The organism is Yersinia similis, assembly GCF_001053095.1.
GTDB lineage: Bacteria > Pseudomonadota > Gammaproteobacteria > Enterobacterales > Enterobacteriaceae > Yersinia > Yersinia similis.
The window spans coordinates 225,204-241,732 of sequence record NZ_CGBP01000001.1; the positions used below are offsets into that span (position 1 = coordinate 225,204).

Here is a 16,529-nt window from a genome sequence, read left to right on the forward strand (position 1 = left end):
TTTAGCATGAAATGGGGCCATGGACGAGCCAGTTATTTATGTTAGCGAGATATCGACTATTTCTTGCTGCGGTAATCGTAAGCGTTTTTCGGCGGATACTTCTTTGTAGATAGCTAACCGGGCGTAATTGCCCGGTATATTTATTAATTCACTGAGATACCGTAGACTAAATTATAAATAGTACTTTTACTGCGGTAACTGCGTCGCTATCTTTATCAAATTTAATAATCATTATGCCGCTCGCACAATATAGTTAAAAGCAATATTCCGTGGTCTATTTTCATTGGCTGTGGGTACAGATCTGGAAGCGTCAAAAAAAAGTTCGGCGAGTCTATCATCCGTAACGCCTACTGCCACATCTGCGCTAGCAGCATAAGATCCAAATTGACCGTCAGTGCGAAAAACTCCAGTGGCGTTAGAGCTGAAAAGTCTGGCCGATGTTGCTTCATTGCGTCCCTGAATTCCACCAGAGATATTTCTTATCGCATCACCTTGTATTGATAGTATTTCCCGACCTGCATCAACCCCAAGTCCATCATCCCAGCCACGAATAAACTCACCCCGCAAGTCCGGTAAAATACCTGACGGATAAGCCAATGCTAATTTTGGATATTTTACTTTGTCAAAGATAGCACCATTACATTTTAACCAACCTTCGGGTGGAGTGGCGGTAGGCCACGGAAGCGGGACCCCAACCGGAATTGCTGAGCCTTCCCCCAAACCAAGGTTTGCGAGAGTCTGTGTTATAGCCGTTGGACCGGCGTCTTTTATCTCAGAGAGATTATTACCAGACTGCAAAAATAGCTTTTTCAGTGCGGCTAAAACCTGTGTGTCGTCATTAGGATCTAAGGTTAATCCTCCATCTTGAACCACCGTGACCAACTCCCGCTGAATAGTATTAAACCACTCAGCCGGTAATAGGGTGGGTGGCACGCCACCGGCGACATTGCCGTCGGTAAATTCACCGTTACTGTCGGCGCGTGTATTAGGAATATCTCCAATTTTTTGCATGGTAATACCTCACTGGTTAAAGCGATAAAATAGAAATAGTTAATGAATAATGACCCAATGTGCTTAGCTTTATCGCCAGACACCTCAAGTTAGAAGGGTATAGCCAAACTTCAGAATAGAATGGGATGGGTTTAATACCGATAACCGGCATTCCAGTTGTTTATTACCCCACGAACGCAGCGGGTCACTGCAATACGTTAAGCTGCATTGAGCATTATGAATGGTGGTTTCCGGCGCGGTAATAAGCCAGGTAAAGGGCCACTCTTCACCGTTCAATGCATCACGGCACACCGACATACCCGCGCAGGCTTGCCGGTATTGGGTAACGGTAATGGCATAGCCCAACGCCTTTGCCACGCGGATAAAGTACGCCGCCGATTGGCCGCCAATACCAAATAATTTAGCAACCACCGCCCGCTGGCGTTGGATCATGCTATCGATCTCACCAATCGCACACAAATCGGGCAAGCCCAGTGTCGCCTCCCACTCCGGTAAGAGTGCGGTGGCGGTGGCCGGAAAAGCCGCCGACAGTAGATCTTGTGCATCTTCATCGCTGCGTTGATAAGCATTCGCTAACGCCCGCAGTACCTCGGTCTGTACGCCGTCAGGCCGTCGGGGCCACACTAATCCCATCGGCATCAGCGCTTGTAACGCTCCGGTATATTCACTGACAGAATAGCGGCTCATAGGTAACTCACTGTACCCCGAACGGGGAGTTTGCCGGTTTGCAGTTCAATATTGGCCGACGGGGATTCCATAATAAACCCCCCGCTTCCAGGCACTTCCCCGATGGCCAGCAACAGCGACGACCACAGGATTTTTCCACCGGGTTGCCCTTCGGTGAAAAACACCTCATCAATAGCGGTATTGATGGCGGCGGTTGTTGTACTGTCAGCATAAGAGATGCCGCTGATCACAAAATCAATCGCTTGAGCGACAGGCGCGCAAACATACACCAGAGCAATAATAGGTTGTTGTGGATAGATAGCGTCCGCTACCCGCCCCTGATCGCCAGTGGCTTTTACCGCCCCCCACTCTTCAAGGGATGAGATACCGTCAGTTCCCTGCGGGAAGCCGCCGTGGTCGTTATCATCGCACATGATATACACCCCAACGGTGCCCGCCCCCATCAAGCGCCGTTTCACCCAGCAACGAGTGACTCCCGGTACCGCTAATGCCCAGGATTGATAATCGGTGTCATTGCCACCTTGCGGGACGTTCTGGTAGGCCAATAACATTCGAGAACGAAATGCATCTTCTGATTCAATATCAGCGCCGCCAGAAATTTTAGTCAACGCGGTGGCCGTGGCCTGAACCCCGTCAATCGCAATATCCAGCGTCAGTACGGTCCCTACCGAGCTGTTACCCCGATTGCCGCCGCCAGTTGCATCATTCAACGGGCTAGGCAAGATAGCGGTAATTTCACCAAGCGCACTGCCTTTAGCGGCAATAACCACTTCTTTATCAAGCCGATACTGGTAGCCATCGGCCCGATTCAGCAAGCTACCAGCGGGAATGACTCGCCCGACAATACCGCTGAACTGGACCTCGTTACTGGTGGCTGGAGTGGTCGCTTTGCGGAACACATCTTTCAGCGCCCCCCAAGCCGCCAGATACTCGTCGGTAGCATTATAGGGGGTGGCTTGCCGGGCGATATAATCCAGATAGCCGTAATGCAGGTGCGCCATCCCGGCATCGGCATCACTGATCACACCGATATTAGAGAAACGCAATAAATTGCCGCCAGTTTTCAGTTCCGATTGAATATAAGACTGATTCCGCTGCCGCAATTCACTTAACGTGGGTCGATTAAATGGCATGAATTACTCCTCCCATACCCATGAAAATTTAATTGATGACTGTGTTTGATTAGCTGATCGTATTTGGCTGGGTTGTTGGTAACTCACCACCAGCACCAGTGTGTTGGGGGCGATGATGTGCGCACGGACGTTAATGGCAGCCACCACACTATCGTCGCTCAACCATGCCAGCGCCTCTGTGGCATAATCTTCCGCTTTGATAGCCACTTGCGTGGTGAGTTTTTCGCGCCGCAGTAGCCAGAGCCGTGAGCCAATAGCCGATGCTGCACCACTGTCACCCCACCAACCACGGCGATCGTGGCTATCAATAGCATCATCTGCCCGCGCTAAACGGTCAGTGAATAAACTCAGCAAAATAGCCGTCTGCAAGTCATCACCCTCCAGTAAGCCGCCGTTACCGGTCTGCCAATCCCCCAGCAAGGCATTTACATCCCAAACGGTCTTAATATCTGTTGTCATCGCACCACCTTAGCGGGCGTTTCACTGGTAAGTGTCGCACTGCCCGACTGGACGTTTTTAAGTTGATGATTGTGGCTGTTGTAGGCGTCACGTAAGGTTTTTAGCGTGGCGCTATTACTGTCGGCGTTATCAATGATATTGCCGCTTACCTCAAGCAACGGCGTATTTAGCCGCACTTTTACCGAGGCATTTACCGTCACCTCTGTCGCATTACTGACGGTCACCGGCTGGTTGCCAGCCTCAATCACCACCCCACTCTCGGTCAGTTTGATAAATTGCCCCCACTGGGAATAAATCACCGTTTCACCTGCATTGAGCCCCACGTGTCGATAGGCCGGATGGTGGGAAGCGATGATCATCCCGCTGGAACGATCACCGCCCAGGAAACCAATGACCACATCACTGCCCGCGGGCAATCCCGACGAGAAACCAAATTCAGCTAACCTTGGTGTATCGCTGTGGATTTCCAACGGGGTTTGATATTGCACGGTTTGCACTTCGTTACTGTCGTCAAAGGCTGTCACCCGACCGATCCCCAACAGCATTTTTATCTGTCGGTATAGGGTTGAGATTTGCCCACTTACATCACTCATGGTTAACCCCTTGTTTCATTTTATTTTATAGGGCTTAACGCCAAATGCTGCCGGTGGCATCAAGACCATATTTGCCACCGTTCCTTTTGCATCTTTCTGATAAACCACTTCAGATAACAACCACAACTCATCCCGAAGCCCTAAAGCCGGAATATCAATAGGGATCAGCGAGTTGATTTCCCACAGTTGTTGGTCTCTATCGCGCCAGCTATCTACCTGTACCGTGAGGACTTTGGCGCGACCATAGCTGCGGTTGATTTCCCAATCGATACTGGTTTCCACCAGTTGCGGTGAGTCCACGGTGTTTTCGACGATAACGATGCGGTTGCGATAACGATCCGGAAACAGCGCCGCCAGTTGTGTATCCTGCACTCTGACCAATACCGAGGTATTGTTCCCCCCCGAGGACGAGCGCCTGGCAACCGTATTGGTCGAGAGCGTGACACCGGTGTAATCAACAAAGCGTTTATTGATGTCCGTATGCAGACTCGCGCTCAGAATATTGACCCCCTGTGCCACGCCACTGGCAGCTTTGCGGTTCCCAACACGGGTTAGCAATAGGTTGCCATCCAACTGGTCGTAATAGAGTAACGCCGCCCAGCGGGTCACATGCTCAATGACCGTTTGCGCCGTTTCCCCCCAATTGAGAGTGAATGTCGGTACGATGGTCATGTCAGTAATATCGGAGGTCACGGTGATGCCGTAAGGTTCAGCCAATTTCTGTGCAATTTGTAACACCGTTGATTGGCTGATCACGCTGTTAGGCCACTTGGCAGAGCAATCCACCAGATCCTGACATTTACCGCGTCCCATGGCACTGACCAGGTGGGTTGTGGCCGTGATAGCGTTATCCCAACTGTCAATATAACCATTTAATACTGAGTCATTACCTAACTTCACCACACAGGGATCGCCGGGGTTAACCCATTGTTGCCCCCCACTGGCGGGGTAACGGTCCATCAGTGACAGTTCAAAACTGCTGGGTAATTTTTCAATGCTCCGCGTCACCTTTACTTTGCTCCAGCCAGTGATCGCCCGGCCCCCCACTTCCAGCGTTAAATCATCATTCATAGGTTCAGCGCCTTAAATCGGATGGGCATAAATGCCGGGTGAATAGGATTAGCCATTTTTACCAGCGCATCACCACGTAACGCATCCTGATAGAGGCGGTTTGCCAGCATCAGAGCCGGTAGTGAACGGTTAAAACTGACCTCGCCAACCCGTGATAGATTGGCTCCCGCCTGCTGTAGCACGGTCACGATAGATTCACGCATCTGCATCAGCGCACGATAGGTCTCATCATTCCCCCTGTCGGCGGCGACCAGTGCGGTATTGTCAATCACCAGGCAAACCCGGCCCAATACCGCAACCGCATCGTCATAGCTTTCCGGTTGATATTGCGCTGCCACTTGGATCATCGCCCCAGTGCATAATGTGGCCATTAAGTGGTGGCTGGCATCCGCGACGGCCCTATCACTGTCGTTGGCACGGAAAGTATCGTCATGAGCTAGCGCCAGGGTTTCCATGATACGGATAATATCCCGCGTACTGATGCCCGTCGCCAGCAGGGCATTGACCACGGCCAGCACACTGTCGGCATGGCTTTCAATACTGTTGGCGGCGAGTAACTCGTCCAACGCCGCGTTGAGTGCCGCCCGCCCCTCAACCACCAGTGCCATTCGTTGCGCTACCAGCGTGGATAAATCCACCGTGTCATTTTGTTGGCTAACCGCCGTTGTCGCTCCCGAGCTGCTGCCCCCGACAGTGCCGTGGTTATAGCGGCCATAGCGGTTGCGGCCAAAGGTTGAGCGTAGGGCGTTGCCCAAATTACTGGCTTCGTTGGCCGTGTCAGTCACCATCCGACGCCAAAATGCAGCGGTACTTTTCAGGGTTTTTATCGCCTGAGTCGCTGAACGCATTTCACCTTTCACGGTTGAGATAAAACCCGCGACAGCTTTGGCACTTAGCCCTAGCCAGGAGGACTGAATGGATGCGCCCATTTCTGCGGAGCCAGTGATAGCAAAGGCACGCAGGCCAGATTCAATGGCGGTTAAAGTAAAGGAAAATACCCGCTCACTGCTGAAGCTATCATCGATCAATAGCCCTGCTTCGGAGATGCTGACCGTCATTTCCCCCAGAGTCGGGTGGACCAGGGTGCCCGGCCCCGACATTTCACAAGCCGCAATCAATGAATCACGTTGAGTCATCACATCAGGTGCGGTATAGATTTGACTGTTTTGTATCAGAAGCCCTTTCAGAACAATTTTGCGCGTATTGCGACCCAAATCTTCGATATAGCTGGTATCGCGATAGGGGTAGCTGTGTGTTACCTGACGGCGACCAAAGGTACCTTGCCCACTGACGACCACAAAGGGAACGCCACGAAAGGAGGCTTGATGAAGGTGTTCCGACCATTGCCAACTGTCGTCACTGCCTCCCAATAACGCTGATAATGTGTTGCCAATGAGTGACATTTTGTTCTCCTGCCCGGTTTTCGGTTTACAGAAAGTAAAAAACCCGCCGGAGCGCTGAGGAATCCCCAGTAATGGGCGGGTTTACTACATTGCGTTTTTACTTAAATTAATTACCGAGCTCCATGGCGTGGGCAATTCTGGCCCCGCCCTGCGCTTGGATCAGCGAAGTATCACCAGTCCGGCTGTCGATTAATGTCAGCTCAATTTGCACCCGGTTATTTTGCATCGCGGTGGCAATAACATCAGCAATGGCGCTGCCGTTAAAGTTACCCGCTGATTCAGCGTCAATAGGAGATAATAGGTTGACTGGATTGCTGCTTATATTCTCATAAACAGGATCTACTGAGGGCCAAAGTGAGTAAGGCTCTTCAGCGTTAATATCCATAAGCTGGTTATTGATCCACATATTTTCGGTTTCAGATCCAAAATTAAACAGATCTTTTTCTGGATTGAATTCAGGAACCTCACTATTCATTGCCACTGTACTAACTGTCAAAGTGGCATTTTTCGCTTCATTATGTCCCTGATATTTTTTTCGAAACCCATCGGTCATCAGCCCAAAATCAAGCATGGTTTTTTCATAAAAATTAAGTTGCTGATAAAAATCAGCATCATTATAACCCCGACGCATTTTATCCGTATCAGTCCCTCGGGTTACCCCTAGGGTACGCATAAGCGAAAAGTTATCTGGGCCATAAGTTATCATGTCGGTAAGGCCACCTATTCCGTCGGCAATCGTACCGTCAGAGAACAACACATCGTAAAGCTTATTCGATACTTTACCTTTGAGGCCATCCCAAGCCATACTTAACTCATTAGTTCGTATATTTAACTCAGTCAATCGGGCATTCAGTTGAGGATCAATCGTTAGGCCATATTGTCTTGATTTAGCCAGTAAATCCGTTAGCTGCACCCCCTCGCGCAATAACTCAATAGCACTAGAGTCCATTTTGAGAATATTGATCAGTTGGTGTTGGTCCTGTGGTGCCATTTGTGGAAATTCTTTAGCCATGTTCGTCAACGTGGTAGGGACATCCGCTGTCCCATTTGTATTACTGGCAATGTCTAAACCATAATCTTGTAACAGATTCCGGCCCCGCTCATCACGTCCCCAAAGTATATTATTAAACGTGTTATAGAGCCGTTCAGTCGATTTCATTGCGGCGTTTTGGTCTGCACCACGAATTTGCATCGCCCCATATATTTGACTGAATTGATCAATAGGTGCACCAGCATTTTGCGTTGCTTTATTTACCGTTCGGGCATCGCTGGCTGCCTGATTTAATGCACCAGAAAATTCAGAACCAATAGTATAAATAAGATTAAATCGCCCTCCTGTTATATAGCTATTAGCAATGTTAGCGATACTTGTCATTAAGCTATTGCCCGACGATGTTCTGGCTCCCCCGCTTATATTGCCGTATTCATTATGAAATCCATCTATCCGCATAATGAACAAGGGGATAACGTGATTAATCGCCTCCACACTTTTACGTAACTCATTAAATTGAGGCACTAACGCTTTTATTGCCTTATTCATTTGACTAACTGATTCAGTAACCTGAGCATCGATAGTCAGGTCAAAATCAAATATCTCAGTCATTTTTGCCAGCCTTAATATTATTAATCCGCTCGGCCTGCTGGCACCACCACCTTAATCCACTGTAGGTCAGGGACCAGGCATCGCCCGGCCCCCAGCTATAGTAGTAAGTGACGTCAGCGATTATTTCGCGCCATCGTCCCCCGTTGGGGAGTAGGCTAAAAAACTCATCATGTAGACCTCGCAGGCTTTATAGTCGGTAAAAACCATTTTCTTAATGGCTTCGCGCGGCACCCCCGATACCAAAGCAATCAGTAACCCCATTCCACTAAGCGAACCGGATTTGGTTTGCTCATCGTAGAATTGCTGTACCTGTAACAAGGTGGGTTCGCTGAGTTCGATCACCTCATAGGTGGTCTTGCTTGCGTCGTGAGCGATAGGCTTAACCAACGAAATCGTTTTACTGCGTTCCAGTTCAGCCATATCAGTTCTCCGTCACCGAGCCGCCTTCCCAGCGCACCTCAAGTGTGCCTTCCGTGCTGTCCACCTCCTGAGTGTTCACCGACCACATCGCACTACCGATAATGGTTTTGCCATTCGCCAGTTCGCAGACAATATTAACGTTCGTCTGCTCATTAAAATCACTAACGGAGACCCCGCCACTATCACGGATCTGGCACACAATATAAGGCGCATTGATGGTTTCTTTATAGCCATGCACCCCGTCCATGCCCATAACGGTTTCACGTTTTACTCTGGATGGGCTGTATTTAAAGCTACCGGCAACCATGACTGTAATGCCATCCACGGTGACATACGCCGTACCCGCCAGGCGGTTTGAAGTATCGCTCATAATTTATTTCCTTTTTTATGGTTAAACAATCGAACGTTAAACAGACGATCGTTAAACGGCCGCTTGCAGGCGGAATTGATTGAGAACAGCAAAGATACGCAGTTGATTAATCAGCACGCCCGTCCACAGCACATCAACCCGGTTCGGGTTACTGGCACTTTTCTCAACAATCAATCCACGGGCAAAACCTTTGGCATCCTGCACGTAGCCGTTAAATTCCAACGTCTGGTACTGGGCGATAAGCTCAGCACGGATAACATTTGGCGTGATAATGGCCGAGCCAGGAGCAAAGCGTGTTCCATCTGCTGCCAACTTCATGCGGGCAAATTTGGAGGTTACCTGGGTGCGCAAATAACGGGTGACAAACATCAGTAAGAACAAAGTTTCAATTTGCAGGTAGCTGTCATCTTCCGCGCCGTATTTGTTGGTCTGATAGGTGGTAATAATATTTTCCACCTGAACAGTGCTGTCATCGGCCACTGTCACGGTTGAAATACCGCTGTGCAGCAAGTTGTTACGCTCCGTCAGGGTAAAGCGACTGGATAGCGGAGGTGCCAATACGCCGCTCATCGCCAGCGTTTGTAATGGACGGCCCGGATCATTACGCAAACTTTGAGCAATCGCACCGACATAAGCGGCAGACCAGATATGTGCTGGCGTGGGTGAATTATGAATACCCAATAACGAAGCGTGCTGGTCGTTACGCAACTCACCGGCTGCAGTCAACTGACCATAGGTGCCGGATTGCGCAGCAAAACTGTGGCCGTACAACTGCTGGCGATAGCTCCAGCGCCCGGTGCTATCAGAAAGAAAATCTTTGATCGCATCCAGTGAAGCCGTATCGGTATAAGGGTTAATGATGAAATCGAACGTGCGATCCTGTAGATTTGCCAGTCCATCGGCCAGATCAGGTGCCCCTGTTCCTCCTACCATAGGGGTGATCGTGAGTACCAGGCTTTCAGGGGTGGTTTCACCGCCAGCGTTACCCAAATAGTTCAGGCGCAGATCGATGTTATTACCATGCGCGCCTTTGTTCTTCGCCTCCAGAACCACGACAGCCCCTTCCGATACCACATCACCGATATGAGCAACCGTGACCGGTAATTCAGGTTTGTTTTCAATCGCCGCTGCCAAAGCTGCAGCGATAGTGCTGACATCATCAGTCGCCACCACTGTGGTCTGCACACGGATCCCGCCAATATAAAGCGAGATAACGCCGGTCTCTGATGCCGCCGTATTGATGGTAATTTTACCAATGGCTGCAACCATGTTATTGGCATCACTCAGCGGTAAAAGGTAGATTTCACCAGCAGTATCATTGGCCAGATAAGCCGCCATTTGCCCATGCAGCATAGAGCCTGCACCAGACAAACCCGCAACAGTCGCGGTTGATGAGACCAACAGTGGGATATTGGCAGGCAAAGTACTGTCCGCCAATGTTTGCCCGATAATCAACGTACGTTGAGTGGTGCTCGCCGTGTTAGCCTGGGAATTATCAAATTCCGCAAAGAACAGTGGCGTGCGCAGATTGCTGGGAATATTTGTGAAAGGAATGGTCATGGTTTAGTACTCTCCGTTGTTAACTCTTTAAATACAGATGCCGCCGGTTTAGCCGCTATCTGCACCACATCACCGTCTTGTAGGCGACGGTGCCAAAACGCGTTATCAGGAACCTCGGTGCCGAATTCAGGCAAAAAGGTGCCCTTGACTGGGTCACGTACCGCGCGACCAGCCATTGGTTTTACGAACATAGGATTACTCCGAGAGGGTTATTGCGATCAGCGGTTCCGGGGCACCGTCAGGCATATTAATAGTGACGTCGATACCCGCCAGTTGTGTGGCCTCCAGCGGAAAGAAATCCTCCGGCCCCTGATAATATTCAAGATCTAATTCCACTTTTACTTCAGCTAAAGAGGGTTCACTGCGGGTAGCCGCAATACTTGGTGCGGTATAAATACCCATCGTGGTACGCACCTTGGCGAATTGCTGAATCTGGCGAGTCAGGTCATAGCTGTTAATGACCGCCCGCTGAATCTGTTCACACAAACGCTCAAGTGCCGAGGGCGCTACAGTGACCTGGTCTTCCCCCTCGCTCAGTTGGATGTGCCCGCTAATACGCAGCGTAGTGATTGTTTTAAACTGCGGCGCATTACGGCCAATCGACTCTTTCACCTCCAGTGGCGTTTGTAACAAAATGGCGGGATAGGTGGTTATCGGCCATGTTTCGGTTAAATAGATACGATCTTCTGCATCGGTTTTTCCCCGTAACGCCGCTGCCGCCAGTTGCCTGATTTGAGCTGCATTCATAATTTCACCCAATAAAAAATGAGCGACTCCTGACATCAATAAAAGTCATCGTGGCTCTCCTGATTAATAATTTCCCCATGCAGGGATGAATACCTCATCTCCGTTTAATAATGGCGTGTTGGCTTGCTACTTTATGACAGACCACAATGGCCGCTGGCATATTTTCAATGGCTTTATTTTGCAGAAAATCCTGTAAAATTTCCGTCCTACGCTGCTCTTCTTTAATTATCGCGGCCTTCTCACGTAAATTGACGTAATAGGTTTTAATGGTGAATATCACGCTAATGATAGTGCCAATAATAAATATACAGTCCTGCAAGCTCAGCGCCGAAAATAAAGCCAGGGAGCCTGTCCACCAATACGGCAATTGGCTTTGCTCATACATTGAACACCTCCGTATTTTGCACACTGACGCATATTACAGATAGCAATAAGAAACCCCAGAGATGCAAGAGTTTCTTATTTATTAATCAGTATGTAACGAACCAGTGATATCACTCTAGTCTACTTTTTGCGGACCGCGTGAATGTTTTTTATAAAAATTTTAAAAATTATTTTCTGTATTCATTACACCTGCATAGAAACAACAAAACCTGCCTCAGCAGGAAATTAATGTGCCTTTATGCCCTATTATAGAAAGGCGGCAAGCGGGCAAATGCCCAGTCACTTAGATAACTAATTGACTGGGGTGAGCAAGAGCAGCTAACCCCCTTGCAGCTTGAGGTATGACGGGTATAGACGGTAACGAATAAACCAGAGATGCCAGACTAATACATTTTTTGCGGACCGCATGAATGTTTTTTAAGATAAGGTAAAAAAAGATGGCCAGACTGCTGACAAACCCCGATGACTCACTCTTGAACGGTGAGGATAGGCAGAAGAGTAAAGAGTCCGCGCCAAGGATGGCGCGGCTCGAGCCTACATGGATGTATTTACGGCGTCTTTACGATCTGCCTGTTCTCTCCGTCGCGGGCACTTTGTCAATAACCTCTGGCCACACCGAAGTGTGGCCTATCACAATTATCTATACCGTAGTCAGTGGCGCTATGAAAACGCATTGATATTTTATTTTTTTTCAAACCACCCTAGCCCTGAAAATGTTTCGTTTTCGGGATGATATTCACATCCAATCCAGCCGGGGTAATTCTTTATTACCAGTTGTTGGAATAACCAAGGGTAGTTGACCTCGCCTTTATTCGGTTCATGCCGATCAGGTACCGAGGCTATCTGTATATGTGCAATTAACGGCCAGTAATGTTGTATGTTGGCCCATAGGTTACCGTGTATTTTTTGGCAATGATAAACATCGAACTGTAAATAAACATTCTTTCTTTTACACTGGTGTATTATTTTTTCCGCCAGCGGAAATGATGAAATAAAATAGCCTGGCATATTGTCATTATTTAAAGGTTCAATAAGCACCCTGATGTTGTCTGCCATTAAATAGTCTGCGGCATAACGTAATCGTTCAATCAGTAACGCATATTGCTCATCGAAAGTAATACTCTCTTCTCTATTGCCAGCCATGATATGAATCTGTTTACATCCCAATGCCACGGCATATTCGCGAGCCAGCCGCACACTGTGGCGAAACTGCTCGCCAGCATCGGGCAGTGAGGCGAGCCCCCTCTGACCATTTTCCCACTCTCCGGCAGGGGCATTGATCAAAACCACTGGCAGGCCGCTCGCTTTTTGTGCTTGCTGCACATCGGCGATCTGCTCCTGATAGGGGAAAAGGCACTCTACTGCAGGGAAGCCAGCCTTAACAGCCAAAGCAAAGCGCTGTAAAAATGGCACCTCGGTAAATAACCACGTTAGATTGGCTGCAAATTTGAGCATGGGGCTCTTACCTCTTTGTTGACCAGATGTAATTTAACGCCGGATTCTTCGATCTGTTTCTGTGCGGCAAGTGGCAAATTGCCGTCTGAAATAATGTCAGTCAGCGCCTGTAAATTACAGATAGGGAACATGCCATATTTGCCGAATTTGCTGCTGTCCGAGACCAGAATATTACGCCGTGATGCGCGCATGACAGACGCTTTCACCATGGCTTTACCTTCACTGGGCGTTGACATGCCTCGCTCAATATCCCAAGAGCTGCTACTGAGGAATGCCACATCAATATTGATAGTGTTAAGAAAATTGGCGGCGCTATTTCCCAAACAGGAACGGTTACGGCGATCAACTAAGCCCCCCGTGTGGTAAAGGCTAATATGTGGCATGTCCATCAGATAGCCACAGATAGTGAAATCATTGGTCACGACGGTCAGGTTAAAACAGTTACTGGCCGCGACCGCTTTGGCAACTTCAAAAAGCGTGGTACCTGCATCGAGATACAGTGTCTGCCCAGGTTCAATCAACATGGCCGCCAGCGCCCCGATATTCTGCTTCAGCTTATGATTCAGTGACGCTTTTTCGCCATACGCTAACTCAAGTTTGAGCATATTGTTCAGCTTCACACCGCCGTTGATTGCCACCACTTTCCCTTCAGCCTCCAGTATCTGGATATCCCTGCGCACCGTCATGTGTGACACATTCATCAACTCTGCCAGATCCATGAAGGATGCGACATTCTGCTCATGTACGTAGCGGTAGATAAAGTCACGACGCTGTTCAGGGATCATCATTATTATCCTATTTGGTTGCGATATGATTGGCTCAACTCATCAATAGACGAGGTTGTTAATTGATTGTAATCATAAGACTTTATCAGAAAATAGAGCCGTGCCGTATCCTCAAGCTCTTCCGCGTTGAACACCGCTTCCCGCAGCGTTGAACCACTGACAACCGGGCCATGGTTCGCCAACAAGGCGGCGTTGTGATCGCGTGCAGTATCGGCAAGGGCGGTGGCAATAGCCGGATCCCCCGGTTTTATATAGGACAACAAAGGAAGACGCCCGATGCGCATCACATAGTAAGGCGTAATGGGTGGCAAACAATTCGTATGATCAATATTGGTGAGACATGACAAAGCGGTCAGATACGGAGAGTGCAAATGAACCACTGCCCCGCACGTGGGCCTGGCACGGTACATTGCCAAATGCATCGGTACCTCTTTCGATGGTTTATCACCGCCGATGTGGTTCCCCTCGGCATCAAGTTTACTCAGTGTTTGGCTATCCAATTCACCCAGGCAGGAATTAGTCGGTGTGACCAAAAATCCACCATCTGGAAGCTTGGCGCTAATATTGCCGGAACCGCCACTGCTCAACCCCCGCAGGAATAATGAGCGGGCGTAGTTCACCAAATCATCACGCATTTGTTGTTCCGAAGATAGTGGCTCCGAAGATAGTGGTTCCGAAGATAGTGGCTCCGAAGATGGTAGCGGCTCCGAAGGGGTTTGCTGTTCTGAAACCGGGGTACTGTTCACTCTGCATACTCCTGTGCTGCCACAAAAAAGTGTTCATTACCAAAATTGCCGGACTTGAGTGCCAGCATCAGACCACGCTGAGGGTCGCGCACCCACGGAACCCCAGGTGCGATTGATTTGCCAATTTCCAACATATTAACGCCAAGTTGTTTAACCACCGTACCGGATGTTTCACCACCTGCCACGATAAATGTATTAACACCACGGGCTAATAATTCGTTAGCCAAACCAGCAAACGCCGCCTCCACGGCCATACTGGCTTGCTGCTCCCCGTATTTTTGTTGGATCTCACGAATGATATCCGGCGGCTGAGTGGCGTACACCAATGGAGCCAGCGCATCGCTGCTATGTGCCATTACCCAATCAACGATGCCATTGATATAGCCTGAATCTGCCTCAATACAGCGCCCAACATCCAAAGACAAATGTGCTGCTCGTTGGCGGTAAGTGCTGACCTGCCGGTGAGTCATGGCTGAACAACTGCCTGACAGCACCACGGCTTTTCGTTTAATCGGGAAAGCAAATTTCGTCGCACCTGACGTAGAAGCCGTACCTGACATAAAAATCGAAGGAAACCGTTTCGCCAACGCCCCCCCTAAACCCGAGCCGCCCGCAAGCAGTGGTTGCTGGGCTAGCGCCAGTGCCAGATGATCCAAATCAGCCGGAGTGAGCGTATCGGCAATCACGTGGTTGCAGCCCTGTGCAGATAGCGCAACCAGCCGCTGGTGAATAGCCAATGTGCCCTGTTGAATAGCTTCAAGACTCAATGAACCCACAGCGCCATGAATTTGTGGAGCCAGCACCCGCCGTAGATCGGCATCACGCATCGGGTTGAGCGGGTGATTTTCCATACCTGACTGATTCAACAACACACCATTGACGAAAAGATGAGCATGAACCACTGTGCGCTTATTCTGCGGCAATGCAGGACAGTGAACTAACTGTTGCCCCCCCGCTGCAGACATCAAGGCATCGCTGACCTGACCGATATTGCCTGCGGACGTTGAATCAAACGTGGAGCAATATTTGAAATAGATCTGCCGAGCTTGTGCGCACTTTTTTAGCCAGTGTAGACAGGCTAATGATTGTTCAATAGCCTCAGCGGCGGGAATTGAGCGGCTCTTCAACGCGATCACGACAGCATCGGTATTAGGAGGGCACAGATTATTTGACGTGGGAACCCCAATAAACTGCACCACTTTCCAGCCGTTGTCTGACATAAAACTTGCAATGTCAGTCGCTCCGGTAAAGTCATCTGCAATCACGCCAAGTTGGATAGACATCTCAGCACTCCTAATGAAACCGTTTTAATTGACACTATTGTTAAGCTTTAGGTTTCACATTGAGATGACTATTATCACAAATTTTAAAATAATGCATTTGTAAATATTTAATCTAACTTTATGTTATTAAATAATTTTATTTATTTTAAACTAAAATAATCTTTCACAACGTGTTGTGAATATTTGTATACTATGCCCCCGAAATATCAGGCTGTGGCATTCTCTTCGGACCGCGCTGGTGGCTGTTCATAAATAGGTAAATTCTCAATGAAAGGATCCATGGTTAATTTCACATTTAGCATCGCCAAACAGCCATCAATAAAACCTTCAGCCATCTGCATGTTAATCCTAATCAGCTTTTCATCTCTTTTTTGCTGCCGTGCAATCGCCCGTTTTGACTGGTTAAGGACATAGTGGCGAATAATCAATTCATATTCATTTGGCCGACATTGTTTCAATCGTGCAACACAGCCATCGACCACCAGGCCATCATCGTCACAACATGACGCCTTACTTTTAGAGGTGTCGGCCAGTAACCCTTTGAAACCAGCGGCTATCGATGAATAATCCAGCCCCGAGCTATACCTCGCCCATACCCCCCACCGCGCTAATACCAATTGGATGTCTCTCATACCCTGACTCTTCTGACTGTGATTTCCGGCTTGCGGACCGTTTAATGAACTCATATATCACTACTCCACAAAAGGCGGGGTCAGGCGATGACACCTCTGCCTATTCATTGGTCAACAACGGAAACCACCGGTTAATCTGGCTGCCGTCTGCGGGTGCTAACCGGCCAAACTCATGTCACGTCCCCCG

Annotated in this window: 19 protein-coding genes and 1 pseudogene; 1 reads left to right on the plus strand and 19 read right to left on the minus strand. The window is 49.0% G+C overall.

Annotated elements, in window-relative coordinates:
* Positions 1-231: 231 nt before the first annotated feature.
* The 14 genes from AC971_RS00920 to AC971_RS00985 all read right to left on the minus strand — a co-directional run bounded on the left by AC971_RS00920 (position 232) and on the right by AC971_RS00985 (position 11,442).
* A complete protein-coding gene (locus tag AC971_RS00920) occupies positions 232-1,011 on the minus strand; it encodes a phage tail protein (protein WP_002208845.1) in 780 nt (259 codons plus the stop codon).
* A gap of 84 nt (positions 1,012-1,095) precedes the next feature.
* Positions 1,096-1,698, minus strand: coding sequence for a YmfQ family protein (locus AC971_RS22505; protein WP_048677176.1), 603 nt, complete (start codon positions 1,696-1,698; stop codon positions 1,096-1,098).
* A complete protein-coding gene (locus tag AC971_RS00930; protein ID WP_025383192.1) occupies positions 1,695-2,831 on the minus strand; it encodes a baseplate J/gp47 family protein in 1,137 nt (378 codons plus the stop codon). The genes AC971_RS22505 and AC971_RS00930 overlap by 4 nt, the downstream gene beginning before the upstream one ends.
* 3 nt (positions 2,832-2,834) lie before the next feature.
* Entirely contained in the window at positions 2,835-3,290 is a 456-nt protein-coding gene (locus AC971_RS00935; protein ID WP_025383191.1) for a phage GP46 family protein, read from the minus strand.
* The gene (locus AC971_RS00940; RefSeq protein ID WP_025383190.1) at positions 3,287-3,883 is read right to left on the minus strand and encodes a phage baseplate assembly protein domain-containing protein; all 597 of its coding nucleotides are present in this window, start codon (positions 3,881-3,883) and stop codon (positions 3,287-3,289) included. Before AC971_RS00940 ends, AC971_RS00935 begins: the two co-directional genes overlap by 4 nt.
* A gap of 15 nt (positions 3,884-3,898) precedes the next feature.
* Positions 3,899-4,954: a phage baseplate assembly protein gene (locus tag AC971_RS00945; RefSeq protein WP_025383189.1), complete on the minus strand. Its 1,056-nt coding sequence runs from the start codon at positions 4,952-4,954 to the stop codon at positions 3,899-3,901.
* Positions 4,951-6,357 carry a DNA circularization protein gene (locus AC971_RS00950; RefSeq protein WP_025383188.1) on the minus strand — a complete coding sequence of 469 codons (1,407 nt, stop codon included), beginning with the start codon at positions 6,355-6,357 and terminating at the stop codon, positions 4,951-4,953. The genes AC971_RS00945 and AC971_RS00950 overlap by 4 nt, the downstream gene beginning before the upstream one ends.
* Before the next feature lie 106 nt (positions 6,358-6,463).
* Positions 6,464-7,960: a hypothetical protein gene (locus AC971_RS00955; protein ID WP_025383187.1), complete on the minus strand. Its 1,497-nt coding sequence runs from the start codon at positions 7,958-7,960 to the stop codon at positions 6,464-6,466.
* Between the two features lie 120 nt (positions 7,961-8,080).
* On the minus strand, positions 8,081-8,380 hold the full coding sequence (locus tag AC971_RS00960) for a phage tail assembly protein (RefSeq protein ID WP_025383186.1): 300 nt from the start codon (positions 8,378-8,380) through the stop codon (positions 8,081-8,083).
* A 1-nt stretch (position 8,381) separates the two neighbouring features.
* Positions 8,382-8,750, minus strand: a complete 369-nt coding sequence (locus AC971_RS00965; protein WP_025383185.1) for a phage tail tube protein — start codon at positions 8,748-8,750, stop codon at positions 8,382-8,384.
* 51 nt (positions 8,751-8,801) lie between these two features.
* Positions 8,802-10,310: a phage tail sheath subtilisin-like domain-containing protein gene (locus AC971_RS00970; RefSeq protein WP_025383184.1), complete on the minus strand. Its 1,509-nt coding sequence runs from the start codon at positions 10,308-10,310 to the stop codon at positions 8,802-8,804.
* On the minus strand, positions 10,307-10,501 hold the full coding sequence (locus AC971_RS00975; protein WP_025383183.1) for a DUF2635 domain-containing protein: 195 nt from the start codon (positions 10,499-10,501) through the stop codon (positions 10,307-10,309). The genes AC971_RS00970 and AC971_RS00975 overlap by 4 nt, the downstream gene beginning before the upstream one ends.
* 4 nt (positions 10,502-10,505) lie before the next feature.
* A complete protein-coding gene (locus AC971_RS00980; RefSeq protein WP_038402612.1) occupies positions 10,506-11,057 on the minus strand; it encodes a hypothetical protein in 552 nt (183 codons plus the stop codon).
* A gap of 94 nt (positions 11,058-11,151) precedes the next feature.
* Entirely contained in the window at positions 11,152-11,442 is a 291-nt protein-coding gene (locus AC971_RS00985) for a hypothetical protein (RefSeq protein ID WP_025383182.1), read from the minus strand.
* Positions 11,443-11,979: 537 nt separating this feature from the next.
* Here AC971_RS00985 and AC971_RS24560 point away from each other — a divergent pair.
* Positions 11,980-12,048 (plus strand): annotated as a pseudogene (locus AC971_RS24560) (gluconate 5-dehydrogenase); the annotation flags it as partial.
* Positions 12,049-12,122: 74 nt separating this feature from the next.
* Here the strand turns inward: AC971_RS24560 and otnI are convergent.
* From otnI to AC971_RS01015, 5 genes are all read right to left on the minus strand, one after another.
* Complete coding sequence (gene otnI, locus AC971_RS00995) at positions 12,123-12,896, minus strand: 2-oxo-tetronate isomerase (protein WP_038402170.1); 774 nt, start codon at positions 12,894-12,896, stop codon at positions 12,123-12,125.
* Complete coding sequence (locus AC971_RS01000; RefSeq protein ID WP_025383180.1) at positions 12,872-13,684, minus strand: DeoR/GlpR family DNA-binding transcription regulator; 813 nt, start codon at positions 13,682-13,684, stop codon at positions 12,872-12,874. The genes otnI and AC971_RS01000 overlap by 25 nt, the downstream gene beginning before the upstream one ends.
* Before the next feature lie 2 nt (positions 13,685-13,686).
* A complete protein-coding gene (gene otnC / locus AC971_RS01005; RefSeq protein WP_038402609.1) occupies positions 13,687-14,316 on the minus strand; it encodes a 3-oxo-tetronate 4-phosphate decarboxylase in 630 nt (209 codons plus the stop codon).
* A 107-nt stretch (positions 14,317-14,423) separates the two neighbouring features.
* Positions 14,424-15,710 (minus strand): 3-oxo-tetronate kinase, encoded by a 1,287-nt coding sequence (otnK, locus tag AC971_RS01010; protein WP_025383178.1) that lies wholly within the window; start codon positions 15,708-15,710, stop codon positions 14,424-14,426.
* 206 nt (positions 15,711-15,916) lie between these two features.
* The gene (locus tag AC971_RS01015; RefSeq protein WP_258953811.1) at positions 15,917-16,342 is read right to left on the minus strand and encodes an antiterminator Q family protein; all 426 of its coding nucleotides are present in this window, start codon (positions 16,340-16,342) and stop codon (positions 15,917-15,919) included.
* Positions 16,343-16,529: the final 187 nt, after the last annotated feature.